Here is a 22,709-nt window from a genome sequence, read left to right on the forward strand (position 1 = left end):
CCCCGCCCATCGCCTTAACACCGGATAAGGCATGCTGTGCCGAACTCCATCGCCGCCCGTCGAAGGGGACAAGGATGCAGTTCGGCCGCTACTACGAGGAGTTCGAGGTCGGCGCGGTCTACCGGCACTGGCCCGGCAAGACGGTCACCGAGTACGACGACCACCTCTTCTGTCTGCTCACCATGAACCACCACCCGCTGCACATGGACGCGCACTACGCCGAGACGGCGAGTCAGTTCAAGCGCAACGTGGTGGTCGGCAACTACATCTACTCGCTGCTGCTCGGCATGTCCGTGCCCGACGTCAGCGGCAAGGCCATCGCGAACCTCGAGGTCGAGTCACTGCGGCACGTGGCGCCCACCTTCCACGGCGACACGATCTACGGCGAGACCACGGTGCTGGACAAGCGCGAGTCGTCCTCCAAGCCCGACCGTGGCGTGGTCTCCGTGGAGACCCGGGGCTACAACCAGGACGGCACCATGGTGTGCGTCTTCCGCCGCCGGGTGATGGTCCCCAAGAAGGAGTACGCGGCGACGGCGGTGCCCGAGGGCGTCGACCCGGAGCGGCCCAGCTTCCCCGAGCCCCGCTGACCGAGGGCGGTGCCGGCCACGGCGACCGTGGCGGGGCCCCTTCTCGTCCGGGTTCCGGGTGGTAGGGGCCCTTTTCCCGATCCGGGGCATATGCTGGCGCCGGAGGTCCCCATGAGCCACTCCGTCGCCGGAGAGCCGTCCTCTGCCGGCCGCCGCGCCGCACCGCTGACCACCGCCGTCTACTCCGCCGCCGAGTGGGACCTGCTGACCAGCCTGCCCGGCCGCGTGATCGTGGCCGCCGCCGCGCCCGGCCCCGGTCGGCCCCGCCGGGGTGTCGCCGCCGGGCTCGCCGGCCTGGACGCGGTCGCGGCCGGCCGGGCCTTCGACAGCGATCTCGTACGCGCGGTGGTCGTCACCATCTACGCCCGGCACGACGGGTCGACGGAGTCGGCCGAGCGCCTCACCGACGTCGTGGACCTGCTCGCCGCCTGCCGGGCCGCGACCCGGGTGCTGCGGCGGCGGGCCGATCCCGCCGACTCGGCCGCGTACCGGCAGTGGGTGCAGTCGGTGGCGGCCCGGGTGTGCAGGGCGGCGACGACCGGCCCTCCGGGGCTGCCGCCGGCCCCGGCCGACCGCCGCTTCCTCGACCGGCTCGGCACCGCGTTGGAACTGGGTTGATCCACCCCGCTCCCACCGGTCGGCCTGCTTCGTGGCTCCGGGCGGCCGGCTTCGGGCCCGGCTCCTACTGCCGGCCGGGTGTGTCGACGCCGGGTCTCGGGCCCGGCCGATGTGGCCCTGGCGGGGGCGCGGCCCGGGGCGGGGCCTGCGGGCCGTACCCTGCGTGACCGTGACCGGAGACCAGCTCGACGTCGGTGTGGGACCGTGGCCCGGGGACCCGCCGGACGACCCGCGCTACGACCCCGAGCTGCTCGCCGAGGGCGACCGGCGCAACGTCGTCGACCGGTACCGCTACTGGCGGCGCGAGGCCGTGGTGGCCGACCTGGACCAGCGGCGGCACGACTTCCACGTGGCGATCGAGAACTGGCAGCACGACTTCAACATCGGCACGGTCGTCCGCAACGCCAACGCCTTCCTCGCCGCCGAGGTGCACGTCGTCGGCCGCCGGCGGTGGAACCGGCGCGGCGCCATGGTGACCGACCGCTACCAGCACGTCCGGCACCACGAGACCATCGAGGAGTTCGTCGCCTGGGCCGCCGGGCGGGAGCTGCCGGTCGTCGGCATCGACAACCTGCCCGGCTCCCGGCCGCTGGAGACCACCACCCTGCCCCGGCGCTGCGTCCTGCTGTTCGGGCAGGAGGGCCCCGGCCTCTCCGAGCCGGCGCGGGCCGCCTGCGACCAGCTCTTCTCCATCGCCCAGTACGGCTCCACCCGGTCGATCAACGCCGGCGTCGCCAGCGGCATCGCCATGCACGCCTGGATCCGTACGCACGCCGGCCCGCCACCGGCCTGACCTGCCCGCCATCGGCCTGACCGCCGTTCCCCTGCCGGTCTGAGCCGGGCTGCCGCGGTTGCGGGCGGCTCGCTGGAGAACCGTGCCGGCCGCCCCGGGGATGGCGTCCCGGGGCACCGAAACCGGCGCTCCGCTTGACTGCGCGGCGCGAGGGGGTGACGGTGGGATAGTGAGTGTCGCGGTGAGTTGCCCGAAATGCGGTGGACCGGTGCGGGCGCCGGACCTGATGCACACGGAGTCGCGCTGCCTGGACTGCGGGCCGGTCTCTCCGCTGTGCGTACCCGAGAACATCGGGGCCGAGATCGTGGCCAGTGTGGTGGAACGGATCGTCGCCGCCGCTGAGCCCCCGACCCGGCCGAGGACCCCACTGTGGTGCCCCTGGCCGCTGCCGACGGGCTGGACGATGACCGGGGTGGCGTACGCCGGCGACGATCGCACCGGGGTGCGTGCCACGGCGGTGGCCTGTGCCGGGCCGGCGCCGCTCGGCGAGGGCCCCGCGGATCTGGTCTTCGTGGCGGAGGAGCCGGGCGTCGGCCTGGGCACCCGGTTCGCGGGGCTGGCCGGCCCGGACCCGGGCCCGGAACTCGCGCAGGCGTTGACCGATCCCGGCCCGGGGCATCCGGAGCACGTCGGGCAGGCCAGGATCAAGGTGGGCGGCCATCCCACTCCACTGTGGCTCGTGAACTCGCCGACGGATCGAAGCGCGTACGCCGGCGAGGCTCGGGGATTGTGGCTTCATGCGATAGCCTGGCCGGCGAGTGCGGGTCACCTGCTCGCGGAAGATGTCGTGCTGCACGACCTTGCCGAGTGGACACCGCCCGAGCTCGTGTACGGCGCACCGTCTCCGTATCTGCACGGGAAGGCTTGACGGGCCTAAGGGCTTGACAGGAACCCCGGAATGTCGGAGAACGGACGCAGATATTCACTGTACGACACCACACTGATACTCTGGGTGCCGCTGCGGTAATGGGACCCGGCGCCGCGCGAGAGGATGGCCCGCCATGGTCAAGAAGGTCCTCACCTGGGCCGGAATCGCATTCTTGATCTTCTTCGTCGCCTACCGGCCAAATTCTGCGGCGGATGTGTTCAAGTCGCTGGGCGGAGGGATCATGGACATCGCCCAGGGGTTCGGCGACTTCTTCACCAGCCTCGTCGCCTAGCCGCCGATGGGAAACCCCTCCGGTCCACCCTTCGATCCCGACGACCCTGATCGGGAGCGCCGGGAGCGAGACACGGAGCCGATCCCCCGGCTCGGCCCCGACGACGGGCCTGGCTACGGCACCGGTCCGGGCCTCTCCGACGGTCCCTCCCTTTCCGACGATGCCGGTTACGGCGACGGTCCGGCGTACGCCGGGGAGGGGCGGTCCGGTCGGGCCTGGGTCCGTGACCCGGAGGCCGGCTACCAGCCGCCGCAGATCTCCGAGGACGAGCTGGCCGGTCTGCGGGCCGACGCCGCCGGCATGGCGCCGCGTCGGGTGCTTCCGTTGGAGGACGAGCCCAGCTCGCTCGTGGCGCGCTACCTCTTCCCGACCGAGCGCTACCGGGGCGAGTGGAAGCGGCACTGGATCCACCTCTCCACCCCGCTGCTGGTCGGCATCGCCGCCACCTTCGTGCTCGGCTACCTCTCCGGCTTCCTCGCCGGGCAGGACGTGGGCGCGCTCACCACGATCGCGGTGCTGCTCTGGTTCGCCTTGATGGGTTGGGTGGCCTGGAAGGTCGCCGACTGGTGGTACGACCGCTTCATCCTGACCAACAAGCGGGTGATGGTCGTCAACGGCATCATCACCCGACGCGTCGCGATGATGCCGCTGGTCCGGGTCACCGACATGAAATACGAGCAGAGCCCGACCGGCCGGGCGCTCAACTACGGCACGTTCGTGCTGGAGTCCGCCGGCCAGGAGCAGGCACTGCGCGAGATCAAGAACCTGCCCAACCCGAACGAGCTCTACCTGCGCGTCGTCGAGGAGATGTACGAGCCGCAGGCGGTCGAGGCGCGGCTGGGCAAGGAGGCCGACGAGGCCAAGGCCGACGACGGAGCCTGAAACTTTTCGTCCGAACATCGGAGGAACTGCGCACCGATCGCCGTCGACCCGACCGGCTCGGGCATGGCAACCTGCCAGGGAAACGGGGCGCGGAGGTGGCCGGTGGTGAGCAGGGACCCCCTGGAGGAGGAGTTCCGCGACTTCGTCGCGGCCCGCTCCGGTGCCCTGCTGCGCACCGCCTACCTGCTCAGCGGGGACTGGGCCACGGCCGAGGACCTGTTGCAGACCGCGCTGACCAAGACGTACCTGGCCTGGAAGCGGCTCGGCGGGATCGAGGCGATCGAGCCGTACGCCCGCCGGGTAATGATCAACACTTCGACCAGTTGGTGGCGGCGGCGCTGGCACGGTGAACGCCCCACCGAGGTGCTGCCGGAGCGGGCCGGGGTCGACGAGATCGAGCAGCAGCTCGATCGCGACCTGCTCTGGCGCCACCTGCGCGGGCTGCCCAGCCGGCAGCGGGCGGTGCTCGTGCTGCGCTTCTACGAGGACATGTCCGAGGCGCAGACCGCCGCCCTGCTCGGCATCTCGCCGGGCACGGTGAAGAGCCAGACCTCCCGCGCCCTGGGCACCCTGCGCCGCCGGATGGGCGCCGAGGCCGCCCTCGACCTGCCGGCCGAGGCCGACCCGACCTCGGCCCGGGCCGACGGCACGGACCGGTCCACCTCTGCCCACGGTGGCACCGGCCGTCCCGCGCCAGTCGCTGGCGGCACCGGTCGTCCGGGCCCCGCCCACGACGGCACCGGCCGGCCCGCTCCGGCCCACGGCAGCGCTGGCCGTCCGGGTCCCGCCCAGGGCGGCACCGGCCGTCCGGCACCGGCGCATGGCGGCGGTCGTACCGGGCCGGCCCATGGCGGCGTACCGATCCGCCCGTCGACGCCCTACGGGGCACCGACCATGGTGGTGGGGGAGGACGCGGCGGCTGTGGTCGCGGCGACGAACGCCCCGCCGGTCGTTCCGCCGATCGTCGCGCCGGCCGTAGCGGGCGGCGCGGACGGCGTTGCCGCCGCCCTGCCGGGTAGGGCGAGAAGCGCCGCCGTTCCCGGCGAGGGGCCCGCTGCCGGGCCTTCCGCCGCCGCGCCGGACGCCGGGGGCGTCTTCCGGCCCGCCGAGCCTGCGGACGAGGCGGTGGGCGACCCGGTGCCCGTGGCCTTGGGGGCACGGGTCGGCGCCGGATCGGGGTCGCGTACGGCCGGGGACGAGCAACTCGGCCGGCAGGCCGCCGGTGCCGGGGAGCACCGGTGAGCCGTCCCGCCGCCGGTGGTGACAACCGTACCGACGGCCCGACGCGTCCATTCGCCGTGACCGAGGACGAGCTGGAGCAGGCGTTACGGGAGGCGTTCGCCCGCCGGGTGGCCGTCGCGCGCCCGCTCGTCGCCGATCCGGCGGGACTGGCGATCAGGCGGGCCGACCGCTCCCGGCGCCGGCGGACGATGACCGGGATCGCCCTCGCCGCGGTGGCCACCGTGACGGTCAGCGCCGGGATGGCGCAGCTGGGGCAGCAGCCCGGGCGGCCCAACCATCCCACCGTGGTGCTCGGCGGCCCGTACGCCTCGTCGATGCCGGAGGTCACCCCGCAGCCGTCGGCCGGCCCGCAGACCGACCTGGGCCGGGGCGAGGTGGACCTCATCCTCGACGACGTGCTGCTCACCGCCAGCGGGCAGCGGATCGTCCTGCCCGACGTGGGCCGGGCCGCCGAGCGCGCCCAGCGGCTTCCCGACCGGGCCGGCTGGACGGTGGTGGGTGCGCCGACGGCGGCCGGCCGTTCGTTGTGGATCGTGCTGCCGGACGGCGCGGCACACCTGCTCCTGGCCGGGGCACGGGACATCGTCCTCAGCCCCGACGGGCGGCAGGTCGCCTGGCGGGAGGGGACGGATCTGGTCGTCGCGGGAGTCGTCGGCACCCAGGTCGTCGCCGCGGCCCGCACCCCGGCCCCGCCCGCCGCGCTGCCGGTCGGGTTCGCCGGGGACACGGTCCTGGTCCGCCTCGATCCGGGCCGGCCCGGTCACGCCCTGTGGCGCCCCGCGGCGGGACCCCCGCGTCAGGCGGGCGACGCGGCCCTGCACGTCTACGGCATCCGCCCCGACGGGCTGGCGGTCGCGCTCGTGTCCGCCGGCACTCCCCGCCGGCCCTGTGTCGCCCTGCTCGACCCGGCCCGTGACCTCGCGTCGGTGCGTACGGGCTGCGGGCCGACGCTGACCGGCGACGGCGCCGGCGGGGTCTCCGCCGACGGACGGTGGCTCCTGGCCAACGGGAAGGCGGGCGCGCAGGCCGGCGCGGTGCTGGTAGACCTGGACCAACTCGTCCCCGTACCGGTGATCCGCCCGGCCGGCCCACCCGTGGCCGGGCCGGTGGCCTGGACGCCGCAGGGCACGGCCCACTACTCCGACGCGGCCGGCGCCCTGGTGCGGGCGGAGGTGGGCCGCGTGCTCGACGGCGAGGCAGCCCGGCCCACGCCCGTCGACGGCCTGCCCGCCGGCAGGCACCCGGTGCCGGTGGGCGGCGACAACCCTTCCTGAGCGCGCCCTCGTGCCGAGGTCGGGCGTCGACCGGTAGCGTCGGGCCGATGAGCACGGCACCGCGGATCGACCTGCACACCCACTCCACCGCCAGCGACGGCACGCTCAGCCCGGCCGAGCTGGTGCGGGCGGCGGCCGAGTCGGGGCTGGACGTCGTGGCGATCACCGACCACGACACCACGGCCGGGTGGGCGCCGGCCCTGGAGGCGCTGCCGGCCGGGCTCACCCTCGTCCGCGGCGCGGAACTCTCCTGCCGGTGGTACGGCGAGGAGCCCGCGCTGCCGCTGCACCTGCTGGCGTACCTGTTCGATCCGGACGCCCCGGAACTCGTCGCGGAGCTGGCCCGGGTGCGGGCCGCCCGGGAGGAGCGGGGCGAACGGATCGTGGCGCTGCTGCGTGCCGACGGGATCGACGTGAGCTGGCCGGAGATCCTGACCGGCGCGGCCGGCGGGACCGTGGGCCGGCCGCACATCGCACAGGCACTGATCCGGGCCGGCCTGGTGGCCACCACCACCGAGGCGTTCGGGCCGGACTGGCTGGGCGAGCGCTACCGGCTGCCCAAGGAGGACATCGACGTCTTCCGGGCCGTCCGGCTCGTGCGCGCGGCGGGCGGGGTGCCGGTCTTCGCCCATCCCCGGGCCACCCGGCGGGGGCGGATCGTGCCCGACGAGATGATCGCCGAGCTGGCCGCCGCCGGCCTGGCGGGGCTGGAGGCCGACCACGAGGACCACTCCCCGGCCGAGCGGGCCCACGTCCGGGCCCTGGCCGACGAGCTGGGCCTGCTGGTGACCGGCTCGTCGGACTTCCACGGCACGCACAAGACCGTCCGGCTCGGCGCGTTCACCACCGATCCGGAGGCGTACGAGCGGATCGTCGCCGAGGCGCGCGGGGTGACCGAGGTCGCTTCCGGCTGATCCGAGTTGCCGCCTCCGGCGACGCGGCTAGGTTGATCACGTGGATGCCAAGCTGTTCGGCGAGGTCTTCGTGACCCTGCTGGTGATCGTCGATCCGCCGGGCATGATGCCCATCTTCCTGGCGCTGACCGGCCCGCTGACGGCGCGCGACCGGAACCGGGCGGCCTGGCAGGCGGTCGCCCTGGCGCTGGGCGTGATCGTGATCTTCGCGGTGGCGGGGCAGACGCTGCTCGACTACCTGCACGTGGACCTGCCGGCGCTGCAGGCCGCCGGCGGGCTGCTCCTGGTGCTGGTGGCGTTGGAGCTGCTGACCGGCAAGGCCGACGACCCGAGCCAGCAGGCCACCTCGAACATCGCCCTGGTGCCGCTGGGTACGCCGCTGCTCGCCGGCCCCGGCGCCATCGTGGCCACCATGCTCTTCGTCCAGCAGGCCGACGGTGGGGCGGACGTCACGGCCATCGCCGCCGCGATCGTCGCCGTGATGCTCACCGTCTGGGTCGTGCTCCGGTTCTCCGGCGGGATCGTCAAGGTCCTGCGGCCCGGCGGCATCGAGGTGCTGACCCGGATCGCCGGCCTGCTGCTGGCCGCGATCGCGGTGCAGCTCATCGCGGACGCGGTGGCCGCGTTCGTGACGCAGTACGCCAACATGACCTGACCGGCGGCCGGTCTCGTCGGGGGTGGATGGCAGGATCGCGGTGTGCGACGAGCCTCTTCAGCCGGACGGTCCTCCACCAGCGGCGGCCGGGCGCCCCGCCCGCGCGGCGACCAGCCCGAACAGTTGGGCTTCGAGGGCATGCCGGAGCGGCTGTTCGTCTGCACCCCCAGCAAGCTCGGCGCCTACGCAGACTGCCCCCGGCGCTACCGCTACTCCTACGTCGACCGGCCGGCCCCGCAGAAGGGCCCGCCGTGGGCGCACAACTCCCTCGGCGCGAGCGTGCACACCGCCCTGAAGAACTGGTATGCGCTGAGCCCGGAGCGGCGTCGGCCGGAGGCCCTCGCCGCGTTGCTCAAGGGCACCTGGGTACGCGAGGGCTACCGCGACGACGAGCAGGAGCGGGCGGCCTACCGGCGGGCCCTGGGCTGGCTGGAGTCCTATGTCGAGACCCTGGAGCCCGGTGCCGACCCGCTCGGCGTGGAGCGGGTGGTGGCGGTCAAGACCGCCGTGCTGGCCTTCAACGGCCGGGCCGACCGGATCGACTCCCGCCCCGGGCCCGACGGTCCGGAGCTGGTGATCGTCGACTACAAGACGGGCCGCACCGGGCTGGACGCCGACGACGCGCGTGGCTCGCAGGCCCTGGCGCTCTACGCGTACGCGGCCGAGCGGGTGTTCCGCCGGCCGTGCCGCCGGGTGGAGCTGCACCACCTGCCCACGGGCACGGTCGCCGCGCACGAGCACACCGTGGAGTCGCTGGCCCGGCAGCTCACCCGGGCGGAGGAGACGGCCCGCGACATCATGGCCGCCGAGCGGGCGGTCGCCGACGGGGAGGACCCCGACGAGGCCTTCCCGACCACGCCGGGCCCGCGCTGCGGCTGGTGCGACTACCGGCGCACCTGTCCGGTGGGGGCGCAGGCACCGGGCAAGGAGCCGTGGGCGGCCGTCGAGCGCGTCACCGACCCGGCACCCGGCCAGGCCTGACCGCCCCACACGGGACCTGCCCGGCAGCTGTGCCGGTCAGGCCGGCGTGCCGGTGAGGCGGGCGGCGCGTTCCTTGGCGGCCTGCTGCAACGGCCCCTCCCGCCACCGGCGGGGCAACGTGGCGAGGGTCAGCCGCAGCGCCCGGACGCTCAGGTCGGCGGAGAGCGCGGTCGTGGGCAGGCCCAGCCCGCCGTACATCCGCCGGGCCCAGGCCGGCAGCAGCGCGAGCGCGGTGCCGGCGATGCCGAAGTACGCCCAGCGGGGCGGCCCGAGGTTGAGCCCGATCCGGGCCGGCAGGCTCAGCTTCCACGGGATCGGCGGCGCGGTGAGGAAGAGCGCCGTCTCGGCCGCCTCGCGGGTCATCCGCAGCTGCGGGCGGACGCGCCGGTAGTAGTCGGCCACCTCGGCGGCGGTGCCCGGGACCGTATCCGGGTCGAGGCCGACGAGGGCGGCCGAGCGCCGCTGCTCGGTGTAGTAGCCGTCGATCTCGTCGGCGGTCAGCGGCAGCCCGGCCCGCCGGGCCGTGTCTAGGAAGGACTCGACCTCGGCGACGTGCACCCAGCGCAGCAGCTCGGGGTCGTCGACGCGGAACTCCTCCCCGGTGAACAGGTCGGTGGCCCGCAGCCGGGCGTGCCGGCGGCGCACCCGCAGCCCGGCGGCCTCCGCCTCGGCCGTGGTGCCGTAGATGGTGGTGCCCACGTAGGTGGCGGTGCGCACCAGGCGGCCCCAGGCGTCGGAGCGGTAGTTGCTGTTCTGGGCGACCCCGGCCATGGCCCGGGGATGCAGTGACTGGAGATAGAGCGAACGCAGGCCGGCGACGATCAGGATCGGCTCCTCGTGCACCTTCCACGTGACCGAACCCGGACCGAAGAGGCCGAGGTCATCGGAGTCCACCGACCAAGAGTGCCACGCCGCGCGCAGACCAGCCGGCCGTCGGTCGGGCGGAGGCCCGTCGGCGTCGGTGGCGCGGGGGCCAGCCCGTCGTCAGACGTCGGCGGAGCGGCGGGCCTGGCAGGTGGGGCAGAGACCCCAGAACGTCACTTCCGCCTCGTCGACCTCGAAGCCATGGGTCACGTCCGGGTCCAGGCAGGGGGCGCTGCCGACCGCACAGTCGATGTCGGAGATCTCGCCGCAGCCCCGACAGACGATGTGGTGGTGGTTGTCCCCGGCGCGGGCCTCGTAGCGGGCGGGGCTGCCGGCCGGCTCGATGCGGCGGGACAGCCCGGCCCGGGACAGGGCGCCCAGCACGTCGTAGACCGCCTGGGTGGAGACCGAGTCGAGGCGCTCGCGGACCCGGCGGGTGATCTCGTCGACCTCGAGGTGGCCGCCGGCGGCCAGCACGTCGAGCACGGCGAGGCGCGGCCGGGTGACCCGCAGGCCTCTCGACCGCAGCAGTTCCTCGCCACCGGGCATGGGCCAATGACAGCACGTGGCTCGGGAGGCGACAACCAGCCTCCGCGGGAGCGTGGCGCCGGCCACAGCCCGGGCCGCGTGCCGCCACGGGTTCACGGTCAGCGCGTGCGTCCGGACCTGCGGCGGTACGGATCCCGGGCAGTGGTGAACCGGGCCGGCTCCGGGTGCGTGTTGTCGATCGGGATGATCTGGGTGGGTGGACCGGCGCACCGTAGGCTGGCAGCCCACGACCGCGTACCGCCGGAGGGGTGGATGTTCAAGGAGATCCTGGGTCTGCCGGCCCACGTGCTGGTCGTGCACGCGGTCGTCGTGTTCGTGCCGCTGCTGGCGGTGCTCTCCGCCGCGTACGTGGCGTTGCCCCGGTTCCGGTCGCGGCTGGACTGGGCGGTGGCGATCCTCGCCGTGGTGGCGCCGGTGTCGGCCTTCGTGGCGGTCGAGTCGGGGGAGGAACTGACCGACGCGTTCGTCGCCCGGGGGATGCAGGGCCCGATCCTGGAGCAGATCTTCGCGCACTCGCGCTACGGCGACATCCTGTTCCGCTGGGTGCTGCCGCTGGCGGTCGCGTCGCTGCTGCTGCTCGCGGTCACGAGCGGGCACCGGCGGGTGCCGAAGCTGCCGTCCTGGGTGACCCCGGTGCTGTCGGTCGTGGTGGTGGCGCTCGGCGTCGTCAGCCTCGTCTACGTCTACCTGACCGGGCACTCCGGTGCCGAGGCCGTCTGGGGCGGCAGCCTCTGACACCGCGCCGGTTCAGAACACGAGCCGGGAGCAGAGCACGCAGACCAGGATGACCAGCACCACCCCGGCCACCGTGCCCACGCCGTACGTGAGCCGTTGTGCCCGCTGCTCGTCGGCGTCGATCTCCGCCATGTCCTGTGGCGGCAGTCGCCGGGGCGGTGGCGGTCGTAGGTGCACCGGCGGACGCCATCCGGCCGGGGGCGGGGTGGTCGCGGGCGGGCCCGGGTAGCCGCTGCCCCGCACCGGGGGCGCCGCCGGTGGCCCCGGCGGCGGGCCCGGTGGCCGCTCGGGCGGGACGGCGGGGCGGCGCCAGTACTCGTCGGGGGAGCCGCCGGAGGTGGGGGTCGTCACGCCGTCCGACGCTACCAACGCCCCGGCCCGCCGGCGGGCCGGACGCGGCGGCCCGGACGACGTTCGATGCCGTTGGCCGGGTGGCGGCTGCGCTAGTCTTGCCGCTCGTGAGCATCACCGATGATCCGGGCACTGCGGCGGTACGCGGCGACGACGACCGCACGGTCGACCTCAGCGACGACTTCGTGGTGCTGCCCGAGCAGACCGCCGACGACACCGACCGGGGCTGGGGCGAGCGCTCCGGCGGCAACGACGACTGGCTGCTCGCCGAGCGCCCCCCGCACTGGGACTGACCGGCAGCGCAGCATGAACATCAGCTGCATGCCGCCCTGACCGCCGCCACGGCGGCGCGGCTCAGGAGGCGCTGGCGGTGCTGGCGGCCGGGGTCTTGCCCCCGCCGCCCGAGGAGCCACCCGCGCCCGACGAGGACGAGCCCGAAGCCGAGGACGAGCCCGACGACGAGGACGCGGCGGTCGAGCCGCCGGACGAGCCGGAGTCACCGCCGGAGGACGAGTCGGACTTCGCCGGCTTGGCGGCGGCGCCGCTGGTCGCGCTGTCCGAGCCGGACGAGCGCGAGTCCGTGCGGTAGAAGCCCGAGCCCTTGAACACGATGCCGACGGAGTTGAAGAGCTTCCGCAGCCGCCCCTCACACGCCGGGCACTCGGTCAGCGGCGCGTCGGAGAAGGACTGCACCGCCTCGAGCTGGTGGCCGCACGCGGTGCAGGCGTACTGGTACGTGGGCACGTTCTCCTCCGGATCTGGTACGGCCGGTCTGGCACTCGACGTATTCGAGTGCCAATGGTGCGTCATCGCCCCCGGATTCGTCCAGCGGAAGTGTGGGGCGCGACACCCGGGGCGGCGTCCAGCGTACGCAGACCCTCGGCGGGCGTGACGACCGCGCGTACCGGCCGATCGTGCGGCTCGGCGGGAAGCGCCTCCACCAGCTCGTCGTCGTGCAGCGGGACCACGGTCAGGGCGGACGCCGGCACCCGGGCCAGCGCCCGGTCGTACGAGCCGCCGCCCCGGCCCAGCCGCAGCCCCCGGCGGTCCACCGCCAGCGCGGGCAGCACCACGAGCTGCGCGTCGGCGACCGCCGCCCGGCCCAGCCGGGGCCCGTCCGGCTCGCGCATCCCCCGCCCGGCGGCCACCAGCCCGGCCGGCCCGCTCCAGGCCGCCCAGTCCAGGTCGAGGTCGTCGCGGAGCACCGGCAGCAGCAGCTCACCGCCCGGCGGCAGCGCCGCGTGCAGCACCGCCGGCAGGTCGGGCCCGCCCGGCTCGGAGCCGACCGGCACGTACGCCGTCATCCGTGGCGGGCGCAGCCGGCGTACGAGAGCCACCAGCTCGGCCTGGACGCGCCCGGCGGCGTCGGCCCGCTGCGGCGCGGTCAGCGCCCGGCGGCGCGCGAGAATGGCGGTTCGCACATTCCGCTTCGCCTCTTGCGCTCCATGAGAAAAATCGGGCACGCAACACTCCTGACGCAACGTTTGTCCCCTGGTGGCTCTGTGTCAGCATCGCAAGCAACGGCGGCGGAACTTCCGGGGGGACCGAGTGACGCTACGCGGGCGGTTGACCACAGCCTTCCTGGCGGTGGCGCTCGGCCCGGTGGTGCTCGGGGTGATGTTCGTCGGGGCGACCGTGGCTGCGGTCGACTCGAGCCGTTCCACCGAGCGCCTCGCGGTGGCCGCCGCGACCGTGCGCACCTCCGTCGCCGCCCTCTGCCAGCAGTTGCGGGCCGCCGCCGACGCGGTCGCCCTGACCAGCGACCGGCCGGCGGCAGCGAGCCAGGTGGTCCGCCGTGGCCTGGCCGTCGCCGTGCGGGTCAGCGACGTCACCGGCCGGGTCAACTTCGCCACGCCCGGCGGCCCCCCGGAGCCCTGGCGGGACTGCGCCGAGGCGCCCGTCGCCGGGCCGGTGCGGGCGCTCGCGGCCCGGGCCGACCTGCACGACCGGGCCGGCGGGCCGCTGGGCACGGTCACCGTCGCGCAGCCGGTCGACCCGGCCTTCGTGGCGCGCCTCGCGGCCGTGACGGGGGTGGCGGTCACCCTGCTCGACGACGCCGCGGCGCCCGTCCGGCTCGCCCACAGCACCGAGTCGACCGGCGTACGCGACGCCGTGCTCGCCGCCGCCGGCACGCTGCACGACGAGCGGGTCACCGAGATCCCCGACGGCCGGTACGTCCGCAGGGTGGGCCCGTCCGCCGGGCAGCCCCTGCCGCTGGTGCTCTCGGTGCCCAGCGAACGACCCCAGGGCCTGTACGTCGCGCTGGGCTCGGCGGTGCTCGTGGCGGCCCTGCTGGCCGTGGTGGCCGCCTGGCGGCTGGCCCGGGTGACCACCCGCCCGCTGGTCGAGCTGGCCGGCGCGGCGGACCGGGTGGCGCGCGGCGACCTGACCGCCCGGGTGCCGGTGCGCAGCCTGGACGAGATCGGCCGGCTGGCCGGCGCGTTCAACCGGATGACCCGTGAGACGGGCACCTACGTGGCGGCGCTGACCAGCAGCCGGGACCAGCTGCGCGGGCACCTCGCGGTGCTGGGGGACACCCTGGCCAGCACGCACGACCTGCAACGCATCCTGCGGGTGATCCTGCACAGCGCGATCGCGGCGACCGGCGCCCGGGCCGGGGCGGTGCTGCTGGTCGACGACGGCGGGGTGCTCGTCGCGCAGTGCACCGAGGGGCTGGAGGGGGCCGACGCGGCGGACGAGCCGTCGGGACCGCTGCGGGTGCCGCTGGGCAGCGGCGTGGTGGGCGCCGTCGCGGCGACCGGCGAGCCGCGCCGGGGCCGCGTGGAGCCCTCCGCCGCGCCGCCCGGGGAGCCGCGCTGCCACACGTACATCGCGGTGCCGTTCGCCGCCCCCGGTACGGCCGGCGCGCCCGACGCCCCCGCCCGCGACGGGCCGCCGGTCGCCCGTCCCGGGTCGGAGCCGGCCGCCCCGGCCGGGGCGCTCGGGGTGCTGGCCCTCTACGACCGGTTGGGCGCGGACGAGTTCGACGACGACGACCTCGTCACGCTGCGCACCTTCGCCGGCCACGCCGCCGTGGCGGTGGACAACGTCCGGGTGCACGAGGAGACGCAGCGGCTCTCGTTGACCGACCCGCTCACCGGGCTGTGGAACTACCGGTACCTGCGGGAGTCGCTCCGCCGGGAGGTCGAGCGGGCGACCCGGTTCGGCCGGATGCTCAGCGTCCTCGCCCTCGACCTGGACCGGTTCAAGGACGTCAACGACACGCACGGGCACGCGGCCGGCGACGCCGTGCTGGCCGAGTTCGCCCGCCGGGTACGCGGCGAGATCCGCGAGGTCGACCTCGCCTTCCGGCAGGGTGGCGAGGAGTTCGTGCTGCTGCTGCCGGAGACCGACGCCCGGGGTGCGGCGATCGTCGCGGAGCGGCTCGGCGCGGCCATCCGGGACAACCCGATCGCCGCCGCCGGGCACGGCGGGGCCGCCGTGACCATCGGAGTCACCGTCTCCATCGGCATCGCCGTGCACCCCGACCACGGCGGCACCGGCCAGCAGGTGCTGGACGCCGCCGACGACGCGCTCTACGCCGCCAAGGCGGCCGGCCGGGACACCTGGCGGATCGCCGCGGAGCGGACCGCCCCACCGGCGCGGGAGATCCCCGTCCCGGCCGGGGCGAGCACCCCCGAGGACGGGCTGCCGCGCGCCGGTGCGCCCCGCCAGCCGGCCCGGGCCCGCCCCGAACCGGACGATTCCGCCGACGTCGCGCCGGGGAGCGCGCCGGCCGCGCCCGACCCGGTGCGGCCGGGTCCCTGCGGCGGCGCGTCTTCCGGTCCTCACCCGCCACGACAGAGCCGTGGCCGATAGTCTCGCGACATGTCGGAGCACTCAGCGAACCCCTCACCGGCGACCGCCGCAACCGGTCGCTCCCGCGCGGTAAAGGCCGTGATCCCGGCCGCCGGTCTGGCCACCCGGTTCCTGCCGGCCACGAAGGCGGTGCCCAAGGAGCTGCTCCCGGTGGTCGACCGACCGGTATTGCAGTACATCGTCGAGGAGGCCACCCAGGCCGGCATCGCCGACGTCCTGCTCATCACCGGTCGGGGCAAGACGTCGATGGTGGACCACTTCGACCGCCGCCCCGACCTGGAGGCGCGGCTGGAGGCCAAGGGCGACGACGAGCGGCTGGCCGCCGTGCGCGGCCCCAGCGAGCTGGCCGAGATCTACACCTGCCGCCAGCCCGAGCAGCTCGGCCTGGGCCACGCCGTGGGCTACGCCGAGTCGCACGTCGGCGACCAGCCGTTCGCGGTGCTGCTGGGCGACGAGTTCGTCAAGCCCGCCGAGCCGCTGCTGCCGGCCATGCTGGAACTCCAGGCGCGTACGGGCGGTGTGGTGCTGGCCTTCTTCGAGGTCGACCCGGCCGAGACGAAGCGCTACGGCATCGCCTCGGTGGAGCCGGCCGAGGCGGAGCTGACCGACATCGGCGAGGTCGTCCGGGTCACCGGCATGGTGGAGAAGCCGAAGCCGGAGGACGCGCCGAGCAATCTCGCAGTGCTGGGCCGCTACGTGCTGCCGAGCAGCATCTTCGACGCGATCCGACGGACGAAGCCCGGCAGCGGCGGGGAGATCCAGCTCACCGACGCGATGGAGTTGCTGCGCGGCGAGGGCACCCCGGTGCACGCGATCGTCTACCGGGGCACCCGCTACGACACCGGCATGCCGCTGGGCTACCTCCAGACCGTGGTGCAGATCGCCGCCGAGCGCGACGACCTCGGCGCCGAGTTCCGCGCGTGGCTGGCCGAGTTCGTCAACTCCGACGCGTCGGGCGTGACTGGTACATGACAGCGTCGGCCGACGCCGAGGCGGCCGCGAACGAGTTGACGCCGCTCGCCGACTACCTGGGCAGCGTGCTGCGCAGGTTACGCGCGCTGCCTCCGCTCGACCTCGACCTCACCCAGGCCCACGGCAACGTCCTCGCCGAGGACGTCGTGGCGCCGCACTCCTTCCCGGCCTTCGACCAGGCGGCCGTGGACGGGTACGCGGCGCGCTGGGAGGACATCTCCGGGGGTGGCCGGGGCGTGGGCTACGTCCCGAGCCAGTCCGGCGGGCCGGGCGGGCGCAACGTCCGGCTCAACGTCGTCGGCGACCTCGGCGCGGCGAGTTGGCGGCCGGTCCGGCTCACCCCGGGCGCCTGCTTCTCCGTCGCCGCAGGGGCGCCGCTGCCACTCACCGCGGACGTGGTCGTCCCGGTCGAGTGGACCGACCAGGGCATGGCCGCGGTGGAGATCTTCCGCGTCCCCAAACGGGGCTACGGGGTGCGCCGTGCCGGCGAGGAGCTGCCCGCCGGCACCCTGCTGGCCCGGGCCGGCACCTACGTCTCGCCCGCGCTCGTGGCGGTCTTCGCCGCCACCGGCATCGGGCACGTCGTGGTCCGGCCCAGCCCCCGGGTGGTCATCGTGGCCACCGGCGACGAACTGGTCGACGTGGGGCGGGGCAGCCAGCCCGGCCAGACGGTCGACGCCAACTCGCACGCGCTGACGGCCGCCGCGGCCGAGGTGGGCGCGCTGGCGTACCGGGTGGGCATCTGCGACGACGATCCGGAGGGGCTGCGCGGGTTGCTGGAGGACCAGACGCTGCGCGCCGACCTGATCATCACCACCGGCGGCACCGGCACCGGGCCGGGCGACATGGTGCGGCGGATCCTCTCCCGCCGGGAGGGCAGTCGGGCGGGCCCCGTCACGTTCACCGAGGTCGCGCTCTATCCCGGCACCTCGCTCGGCTTCGGCACGGTCGGCGCCGAGGAGGTGCCGGTGGTCTGCCTGCCCGGCGACACGGGCTCGGCCCTGATCGGCTTCGAGGTGCTGGCCCGCCCGGCGATCAACCTGCTGGCCGGTGCGGAACCGGTGTTCCGGCCCAGCGTCCGCGCGCACCTGCTGGAGACGATCTCGTCCCCGGTGGGGCTGCGCGAGTTCCGGCCCGCGCACGTCGCCGAGCGGCGCGGCGGCGGCTACACGGTGCAGCCGCTCAACGGTGGCCCGTACACCCTCTCGGGCCTGGCGGAGGCGAACGGGCTGATGGTGCTCGGCGAGCGGGTGACCACCGCGGCGGCCGGTTCCACGGTGGACGTCCTCCTGCTGGACCGGCGCCGGTGAGCGCGGTGAGTGCGTTCCCGGGCCTCGCGACCGGGAGCGGGAGGTACGGCCCGGTGGGTGTCGCCCGGGCGTCGGCGTCGTCGGTCGCGAGCGGAGGATCTGGTCGGTGAGTCTGTTCGGGGTCGGGCGCGCGCCGGGGTGGCCGGTGGTGCTGACCGACGGGCCGGTGCTGCTGCGGCCCTACCGGCGTTCGGACGCCGCCGCCTGGTCGGAGGTGCGCCGCGCCAACCGGGAGTGGCTGGCGCCGTGGGAGTCGTCCCTGCCGGGAAGCTGGTACGAGCTGAACTCGCCGGCCGCGTTCCGCTGGGTCTACCGCGACCAGCGCCGCTCGGCGCGCACCGGCGAGGGGATGCCGTTCGCCGTCTGCCTGCGCGAGGGCGGCCGGGAGCGGCTGGTCGGCCACCTCAACGTGGGCAGCATCGTGCGGCGGGCGTTCTGCTCCGCGTACGTGGGCTACTGGGTGGACTCCCGGGTGGCCGGTCGGGGCGTCATCCCCACCGCGCTGGCGCTCGCGGTCGACCACGCGTTCGGCGTGGCCGGGCTGCACCGGGTCGAGGTGAACATCCGCCCGGAGAACCGGCCGTCCCGGCGGGTGGTGGAGAAGCTGGGGTTCCGCGAGGAGTCGTACCACGTGCGCTACATGCACATCGACGGTGCGTGGCGGGACCATATCGGATATGCGATGACCAGCGAGGAGGTCGCCGCCGAGGGTGGGCTGCTGGCCCGCTGGCACCGGGTCCGCACCACCACGGGGTGAGGCGTCCCACGCACGGGATCGGCGCGGCGTGTCAGCATCCGTGTCCACGGCCCGTAACCTCAAGTAACTGCAAGCTGTGGCAAGCGCTGCTCCACCCGTACGATCCGCGAACCCGACCACGTTCGATGGAAGATCCTGCGGCCGGGCGGTGGTTGCTCCGAATTCGGTGACGGGAGGGGTGAGGGTGCCGACCTCGGTGCTCCTCGCCGTCCTCGCCGCCGCCGGTCTGCTCGCCCTCGCCCCGGCGCTGGTTCGCCGGTACGACGCCACCGAGCGGCTGGTGGCGGAGCGGGCGCAGTCGACGGCGCGGGTGCTCCAGCGCCGCCGGCGGCGCCGCACTGTGCCGGGACGCCGGCCGGTGCACCCGCCCCGCAACCTTGTGATCACCCTCAGTGAAGACGCGAGCACCGGTGGGCTCTCCGCGCCGGTCTCCGGTCCCCCCGCGACGCGCCGGTCGAAGCGGCTGCGCGCGGTGCCGCCCGCCCCCAGGAAGGGCCGCCGCCGGCCGCCGCCCCGCCGGCACCACCCGCCCGCCGTCTACCGGCGCCGTCGGGTGCTCGCCGCCCTGCTGCTGCTCAACTTCGTCGAGCTGATCGGCGTGGTCGTGGTCAGCCCCGGCTTCTGGATCAGCTTCGGGGTCACCGCCACCCTGCTGGTCGCGTACGTCGTACATCTGCGGCGGCTGGCGGTGGCGGATCGCCGGCGGCGGCGGGCGCGGGCCCGGGAGGCGGCGTGGCTGGCCGCCCGCCAGGCCGAGGTGCGGCGGGAGCAGGCCCGCCGGGCGGCGGCCCGCCGGGAGGCGCAGCGCCGCCTGGCGGCCCAACGCGAGGTGGTACGCCGCGCCGCGATGGGCCTGGACCGGCCGGCGGACCTGCCGGCGGCGGCCAACGGCGGCTCGGTCTCCTACCGCCGCTCGGGCGGCCTGCGCGGTCGCCCCTACCAGTCCGGCCGCGGCTCCCACTCGGCCTGACCCGTAACGTCAGCTCGTGGCTGGCAGGCGGTAGACGGACACGTGGGACCGCGAGTCGGCGGTGAACTCCGCGCCGGACCAGTCCGCGTGCCGGCTCTCCAGCTCGAACCCGGCCAACTGGCCCATCAGGTCCAGCTCGGCGGGCCAGATGTAGCGGTGCGGCGACCGGAACAGCCGGGCCTGCGTGCTCCCGTCGAACCGGAAGTGGTGCGACACGACCTGCTGGCGCAGCACGTCGTAGGTGTCCAGGCCGATGTATCCCGGCTCGGACACCCAGACCGTCGCCTCCTGGCCCGGCGGAAGCTTGCGCAGCTCCGGCACCCACAACTCGATCACGAACCGGCCGCCCGGGGCCAGGTGGCGGGCGGCGTTACGGAAGCAGGCCACCTGCCCGGCCTGGGTGAGCAGGTTCGAGACCGTGTTGTAGACCAGGTAGACCAGCGAGAACTCGCCCGGGGCGGTGGCGGTCGCCATGTCGCCGACGACCACCGGGACCGTCGCCTCGTCCACCTTCGTACGCAGCCGCGCCACCATCGGCGGGGACAGCTCGATGCCGCTGACCGGTACCCCGCGCGCGGCGAGCGGTACGGCCACCCGGCCGGTGCCGATGGCGAACTCGAGCGCAGCTCCGCCGCCCGCCAGCTCGGCGAGGCGCTCCACGGTCGGCCCCAGCACCTCGGGGGCGAACATGCCGGTGCCGGGAGTGTCGTAGCGTTGGGCGGCCTCGTCGTTCCAGACGTCCTCCTGTCGCATGCGCCCCACGCTTCCCACCGCCGCCCGCGATGTCCATCGATTTTCGCGCCCGCCGGTCGTGGCCGGGGTCCCTCTTCGCGATCTTGGTGGATGGCGGCCCCCCGAACGGGCCGTTTCGTGCCAAGATCTCGGCGCGCGGGGGGTGGGTTCGCGGCGAGGGCGGTGAACCTGTTAGCCTTGGCGCCGGCCCGCCCGGTGAAAGCCGGGTGGGACCGATGCCGGTCCGCCGGCGGAGGGGTTGTGGCGCAGTCCGGTAGCGCACCTCGTTCGCATCGAGGGGGTCAGGGGTTCGAATCCCCTCAACTCCACCCAAATCAAAGGCCGTTTCCGCTCGTCGGAGACGGCCTTTTCCGATCCTGCGCAGCAGCCAGATCAGGGCGCGTGGCAGATCAGGGCGCGTAGCCGGGGTCGGCGACGGTCTCGGCGATGCGGGTGAGCCAGTGCAGGTCGTTGGCTCGGGACTCTGGGCTGGCCTCGGGGCTGAGGATGCTACGCAGGGATACGGCGACGTCGTCGAGGTGCCGCTCGCCGCGGTAGTAGCTCAGCATGGTCTGGTCCGGCTCCAGCGGCCCATAGCCTCGACGGAAGAGCTCGGCGCGGTGCGCGTTGATCGGGTGGTCGCCGAAGTCCCGGCTGAAGACGAACATCAGGTCGCGTTCGCGCGGCGCGAGGATCGGCGCATCCCAGTCCACGACGTGCAGTGGACCGTCGCCGTCGGCGATCAGGTTGCCGGGGTGGATGTCGGCGTGGCAGATGACGTGTCGGGCGTGCGGCACGCGGGAGGCCAGGTCGTCGACCGTCTCCGCCAACCGGTGCAGCGCCGCACCGTACCGGTCCCAGAAACCGCCGAGGGCCTCGCTCGCCGCAGCCTGCCCGCCGAGGGATCGCAGCCGCTCGCCCGCGCTCGACCGGTAGGTCTCCGCCGGCAGGACGGCGGCGAGGTCTGCGCTCGGCGTGACCCCGTGCAGCCGACCCAGGAACTCGCCGTACTCGATCCACTGGCGGTCGGTCAGGCCACGGCCCCACAGGCTGCCGCCGTCGTGGAACGGGTAGAGCAGCAGGCGAAAGTTCCCGAACCCGCGACTGGCTCCGCCGTCCGGGAGGTCGATGGGCGCGACGACCTGCCTGAGGCCCCGCGTGCGGAGAAAGCCGGGCAGCAGGACGGCAGCCCGGGTGAAATCGCCCCGGCGCAGCTTCAGGAAGTAGCGCCGACCGTCGGACGTCTCCACCCGGTACGCCCACGCGTGCCCGTCGAGCCCGACCGGCATGAACACGAGATCGGCGACGTCCACCGACCAGGCGGCGGCCACCTCGGCCGCCAGCAACCGTTCGTCAACGCCAGGCCTGTCGATCACCGACGGAACCATCGCAGTTCGCAGGACGGCCGGCAAGGGATTTGCCGCCTCTAGCCGGAGTCGGCAGCGAACCCGACCAGATCCCCCAACCGGGCGGGACCGGGCTCGCCGGCGGAACGGCTGTCGAACACCAACGTCACCAGCCCCCGCTGGCGCTATCTGCGGGAAGCCACCGCCCTGCTCGCCGCTTCTGCCGACGACAACCGGCAATCAGCCGCCGTCAACGGGTGTGAACGGGATCGGTCGGTGCCGGGCTGCGGCAGTGGGATCGGCCGCCTGGCTGATGGCGTCGAACATGGTCCGACCGAGGACGGCGTGGGCCTGCACCGCAGGATGGGTGGCGCCGTAGTTGTCCAGGTCGCCGAGAGCGTCGGCGAAGAGCGAATACACCAGCGCCGGCGCGCCATCTGTCCCGAACATGATTCCCGCTTCATGGCGTGCTGCGCCGCGTTCGTCGAAATCTGCGCCGTATTTGGTTGCGACACGGCTCCGCTCGTCCGAGGACATGTTGCGCCGGATCCCGTCATGGTAGCCATTCAGCCAACGGGTGATACCCAGCAGGAAGTCGCAGGATTTCGGCGACAGCAGCGTCTTGCGCGCCAAACGCCACAGCAGATCGTGCATCTCGCGGGGTGTGGTGACGCCAAGGAAGAATCGGTTGGGGTTGGCAACCGGCTCAACACGGGTCTGCGCAAACCCCTTAGCCGCCAGGATTTCGTTGATCTCCAAGGCCGGGACAACTCTCCCGCACATCCTCACCGCGGTATTGTCAGACACCAGGAGCATCGCGGTCAGGAAATTGGCAATCGTTATGTCGTCGCCCCAGACAGTTTGCAGGTGGTAGATGCCGCTGCCGCCGAGAATGATGTCCGCAGTCAGGTCGAGCTTCTGGTCGAGCCGCAGTTCACCGCGATCCACCTTGTCCATCACCGCAGTCGCCACAGCGAGCTTTTGCACGCTGTAGCCATGGATGACGTGGTCGGCGCCGTCTTCCAGCACGGTTCTCGGCGTGTTGGCTGAGTCCAGCATGCTGATGTGCGAATGCCACACGCCGCCCGCCTGGGCCTTCTGCTGCCTGTATGTCGCGCGAATCATGTCCCGATGGTCGATCGAAGCGTTTCCTCCGGCCGTCGACAAGGGGGCACTTGCCTTCGCCGCGGCCCCG

General features: G+C 74.2%; 26 protein-coding genes and 1 tRNA gene. 19 read left to right on the forward strand and 8 right to left on the reverse strand.

Annotated elements, in window-relative coordinates:
* The first annotated feature begins 74 nt into the window (after nucleotides 1-74).
* The 11 genes from ACGFIR_RS04680 to ACGFIR_RS04730 all read left to right on the forward strand — a co-directional run bounded on the left by ACGFIR_RS04680 (nucleotide 75) and on the right by ACGFIR_RS04730 (nucleotide 9,109).
* Nucleotides 75-590, forward strand: coding sequence for a MaoC family dehydratase (locus ACGFIR_RS04680; protein ID WP_393000366.1), 516 nt, complete (start codon nucleotides 75-77; stop codon nucleotides 588-590).
* A gap of 90 nt (nucleotides 591-680) precedes the next feature.
* A complete protein-coding gene (locus tag ACGFIR_RS04685) occupies nucleotides 681-1,208 on the forward strand; it encodes a hypothetical protein (protein WP_393000365.1) in 528 nt (175 codons plus the stop codon).
* A gap of 169 nt (nucleotides 1,209-1,377) precedes the next feature.
* Nucleotides 1,378-2,001, forward strand: coding sequence for a TrmH family RNA methyltransferase (locus ACGFIR_RS04690; protein ID WP_393143231.1), 624 nt, complete (start codon nucleotides 1,378-1,380; stop codon nucleotides 1,999-2,001).
* 181 nt (nucleotides 2,002-2,182) lie between these two features.
* Nucleotides 2,183-2,869 (forward strand): DUF6758 family protein, encoded by a 687-nt coding sequence (locus ACGFIR_RS04695; protein ID WP_393143750.1) that lies wholly within the window; start codon nucleotides 2,183-2,185, stop codon nucleotides 2,867-2,869.
* A gap of 133 nt (nucleotides 2,870-3,002) precedes the next feature.
* Nucleotides 3,003-3,161: a hypothetical protein gene (locus ACGFIR_RS04700; protein WP_007455302.1), complete on the forward strand. Its 159-nt coding sequence runs from the start codon at nucleotides 3,003-3,005 to the stop codon at nucleotides 3,159-3,161.
* 6 nt (nucleotides 3,162-3,167) lie between these two features.
* Nucleotides 3,168-4,043, forward strand: coding sequence for a PH domain-containing protein (locus tag ACGFIR_RS04705; RefSeq protein ID WP_393143233.1), 876 nt, complete (start codon nucleotides 3,168-3,170; stop codon nucleotides 4,041-4,043).
* A gap of 105 nt (nucleotides 4,044-4,148) precedes the next feature.
* Entirely contained in the window at nucleotides 4,149-5,285 is a 1,137-nt protein-coding gene (locus tag ACGFIR_RS04710) for a SigE family RNA polymerase sigma factor (RefSeq protein WP_393143235.1), read from the forward strand.
* Nucleotides 5,282-6,559 carry a hypothetical protein gene (locus tag ACGFIR_RS04715; RefSeq protein ID WP_393143237.1) on the forward strand — a complete coding sequence of 426 codons (1,278 nt, stop codon included), beginning with the start codon at nucleotides 5,282-5,284 and terminating at the stop codon, nucleotides 6,557-6,559. The genes ACGFIR_RS04710 and ACGFIR_RS04715 overlap by 4 nt, the downstream gene beginning before the upstream one ends.
* Nucleotides 6,560-6,606: 47 nt before the next feature.
* Entirely contained in the window at nucleotides 6,607-7,473 is an 867-nt protein-coding gene (locus ACGFIR_RS04720) for a PHP domain-containing protein (protein WP_393143239.1), read from the forward strand.
* 40 nt (nucleotides 7,474-7,513) lie between these two features.
* Nucleotides 7,514-8,128, forward strand: coding sequence for a MarC family protein (locus tag ACGFIR_RS04725; protein WP_393143241.1), 615 nt, complete (start codon nucleotides 7,514-7,516; stop codon nucleotides 8,126-8,128).
* Nucleotides 8,129-8,266: 138 nt separating this feature from the next.
* Nucleotides 8,267-9,109, forward strand: coding sequence for a RecB family exonuclease (locus ACGFIR_RS04730; protein WP_393001377.1), 843 nt, complete (start codon nucleotides 8,267-8,269; stop codon nucleotides 9,107-9,109).
* A 36-nt stretch (nucleotides 9,110-9,145) separates the two neighbouring features.
* On the opposite strand, the gene ACGFIR_RS04735 is transcribed toward ACGFIR_RS04730, so the two are convergent.
* Complete coding sequence (locus ACGFIR_RS04735) at nucleotides 9,146-10,003, reverse strand: oxygenase MpaB family protein (RefSeq protein WP_393143243.1); 858 nt, start codon at nucleotides 10,001-10,003, stop codon at nucleotides 9,146-9,148.
* A 90-nt stretch (nucleotides 10,004-10,093) separates the two neighbouring features.
* Entirely contained in the window at nucleotides 10,094-10,522 is a 429-nt protein-coding gene (locus ACGFIR_RS04740; RefSeq protein WP_393000354.1) for a Fur family transcriptional regulator, read from the reverse strand.
* Nucleotides 10,523-10,774: 252 nt separating this feature from the next.
* Here ACGFIR_RS04740 and ACGFIR_RS04745 point away from each other — a divergent pair, with 252 nt between their 5' ends.
* Complete coding sequence (locus ACGFIR_RS04745) at nucleotides 10,775-11,257, forward strand: DUF2231 domain-containing protein (RefSeq protein WP_393000352.1); 483 nt, start codon at nucleotides 10,775-10,777, stop codon at nucleotides 11,255-11,257.
* A gap of 12 nt (nucleotides 11,258-11,269) precedes the next feature.
* On the opposite strand, the gene ACGFIR_RS04750 is transcribed toward ACGFIR_RS04745, so the two are convergent.
* On the reverse strand, nucleotides 11,270-11,608 hold the full coding sequence (locus ACGFIR_RS04750; RefSeq protein WP_393143245.1) for a hypothetical protein: 339 nt from the start codon (nucleotides 11,606-11,608) through the stop codon (nucleotides 11,270-11,272).
* 98 nt (nucleotides 11,609-11,706) lie between these two features.
* On the opposite strand from ACGFIR_RS04750, the gene ACGFIR_RS04755 reads away from it, so the two are divergent.
* The gene (locus ACGFIR_RS04755) at nucleotides 11,707-11,901 is read left to right on the forward strand and encodes a hypothetical protein (protein WP_393001375.1); all 195 of its coding nucleotides are present in this window, start codon (nucleotides 11,707-11,709) and stop codon (nucleotides 11,899-11,901) included.
* A gap of 61 nt (nucleotides 11,902-11,962) precedes the next feature.
* Here the strand turns inward: ACGFIR_RS04755 and ACGFIR_RS04760 are convergent, their stop codons facing one another.
* Complete coding sequence (locus ACGFIR_RS04760) at nucleotides 11,963-12,352, reverse strand: FmdB family zinc ribbon protein (protein ID WP_393000348.1); 390 nt, start codon at nucleotides 12,350-12,352, stop codon at nucleotides 11,963-11,965.
* Nucleotides 12,353-12,414: 62 nt separating this feature from the next.
* Complete coding sequence (locus ACGFIR_RS04765) at nucleotides 12,415-13,071, reverse strand: 5-formyltetrahydrofolate cyclo-ligase (RefSeq protein WP_393000346.1); 657 nt, start codon at nucleotides 13,069-13,071, stop codon at nucleotides 12,415-12,417.
* A gap of 85 nt (nucleotides 13,072-13,156) precedes the next feature.
* Here ACGFIR_RS04765 and ACGFIR_RS04770 point away from each other — a divergent pair, with 85 nt between their 5' ends.
* From ACGFIR_RS04770 to ACGFIR_RS04790, 5 genes are all read left to right on the forward strand, one after another.
* On the forward strand, nucleotides 13,157-15,427 hold the full coding sequence (locus ACGFIR_RS04770) for a diguanylate cyclase (RefSeq protein ID WP_393143247.1): 2,271 nt from the start codon (nucleotides 13,157-13,159) through the stop codon (nucleotides 15,425-15,427).
* Nucleotides 15,428-15,436: 9 nt separating this feature from the next.
* Nucleotides 15,437-16,399, forward strand: a complete 963-nt coding sequence (locus ACGFIR_RS04775) for a UTP--glucose-1-phosphate uridylyltransferase (RefSeq protein WP_393000341.1) — start codon at nucleotides 15,437-15,439, stop codon at nucleotides 16,397-16,399.
* Complete coding sequence (glp, locus tag ACGFIR_RS04780; protein WP_393000339.1) at nucleotides 16,396-17,709, forward strand: gephyrin-like molybdotransferase Glp; 1,314 nt, start codon at nucleotides 16,396-16,398, stop codon at nucleotides 17,707-17,709. Before ACGFIR_RS04775 ends, glp begins: the two co-directional genes overlap by 4 nt.
* 148 nt (nucleotides 17,710-17,857) lie before the next feature.
* Entirely contained in the window at nucleotides 17,858-18,466 is a 609-nt protein-coding gene (locus ACGFIR_RS04785) for a GNAT family N-acetyltransferase (protein WP_393143752.1), read from the forward strand.
* A 178-nt stretch (nucleotides 18,467-18,644) separates the two neighbouring features.
* The gene (locus tag ACGFIR_RS04790; protein WP_393000337.1) at nucleotides 18,645-19,436 is read left to right on the forward strand and encodes a hypothetical protein; all 792 of its coding nucleotides are present in this window, start codon (nucleotides 18,645-18,647) and stop codon (nucleotides 19,434-19,436) included.
* Between the two features lie 9 nt (nucleotides 19,437-19,445).
* On the opposite strand, the gene ACGFIR_RS04795 is transcribed toward ACGFIR_RS04790, so the two are convergent.
* Nucleotides 19,446-20,189 carry a class I SAM-dependent methyltransferase gene (locus ACGFIR_RS04795; protein WP_393143249.1) on the reverse strand — a complete coding sequence of 248 codons (744 nt, stop codon included), beginning with the start codon at nucleotides 20,187-20,189 and terminating at the stop codon, nucleotides 19,446-19,448.
* A gap of 234 nt (nucleotides 20,190-20,423) precedes the next feature.
* Here ACGFIR_RS04795 and ACGFIR_RS04800 point away from each other — a divergent pair.
* A tRNA-Ala gene (locus ACGFIR_RS04800) sits at nucleotides 20,424-20,497 on the forward strand.
* An 81-nt stretch (nucleotides 20,498-20,578) separates the two neighbouring features.
* On the opposite strand, the gene ACGFIR_RS04805 is transcribed toward ACGFIR_RS04800, so the two are convergent.
* The gene (locus tag ACGFIR_RS04805; protein ID WP_393143251.1) at nucleotides 20,579-21,544 is read right to left on the reverse strand and encodes a phosphotransferase enzyme family protein; all 966 of its coding nucleotides are present in this window, start codon (nucleotides 21,542-21,544) and stop codon (nucleotides 20,579-20,581) included.
* A gap of 210 nt (nucleotides 21,545-21,754) precedes the next feature.
* A complete protein-coding gene (locus ACGFIR_RS04810; protein ID WP_393143253.1) occupies nucleotides 21,755-22,639 on the reverse strand; it encodes a serine hydrolase in 885 nt (294 codons plus the stop codon).
* Between the last annotated feature and the right edge of the window lie 70 nt (nucleotides 22,640-22,709).

Source organism: Micromonospora sp. NPDC049051 (genome assembly GCF_043197575.1).
Taxonomy (GTDB): Bacteria; Actinomycetota; Actinomycetes; order Mycobacteriales; family Micromonosporaceae; genus Micromonospora.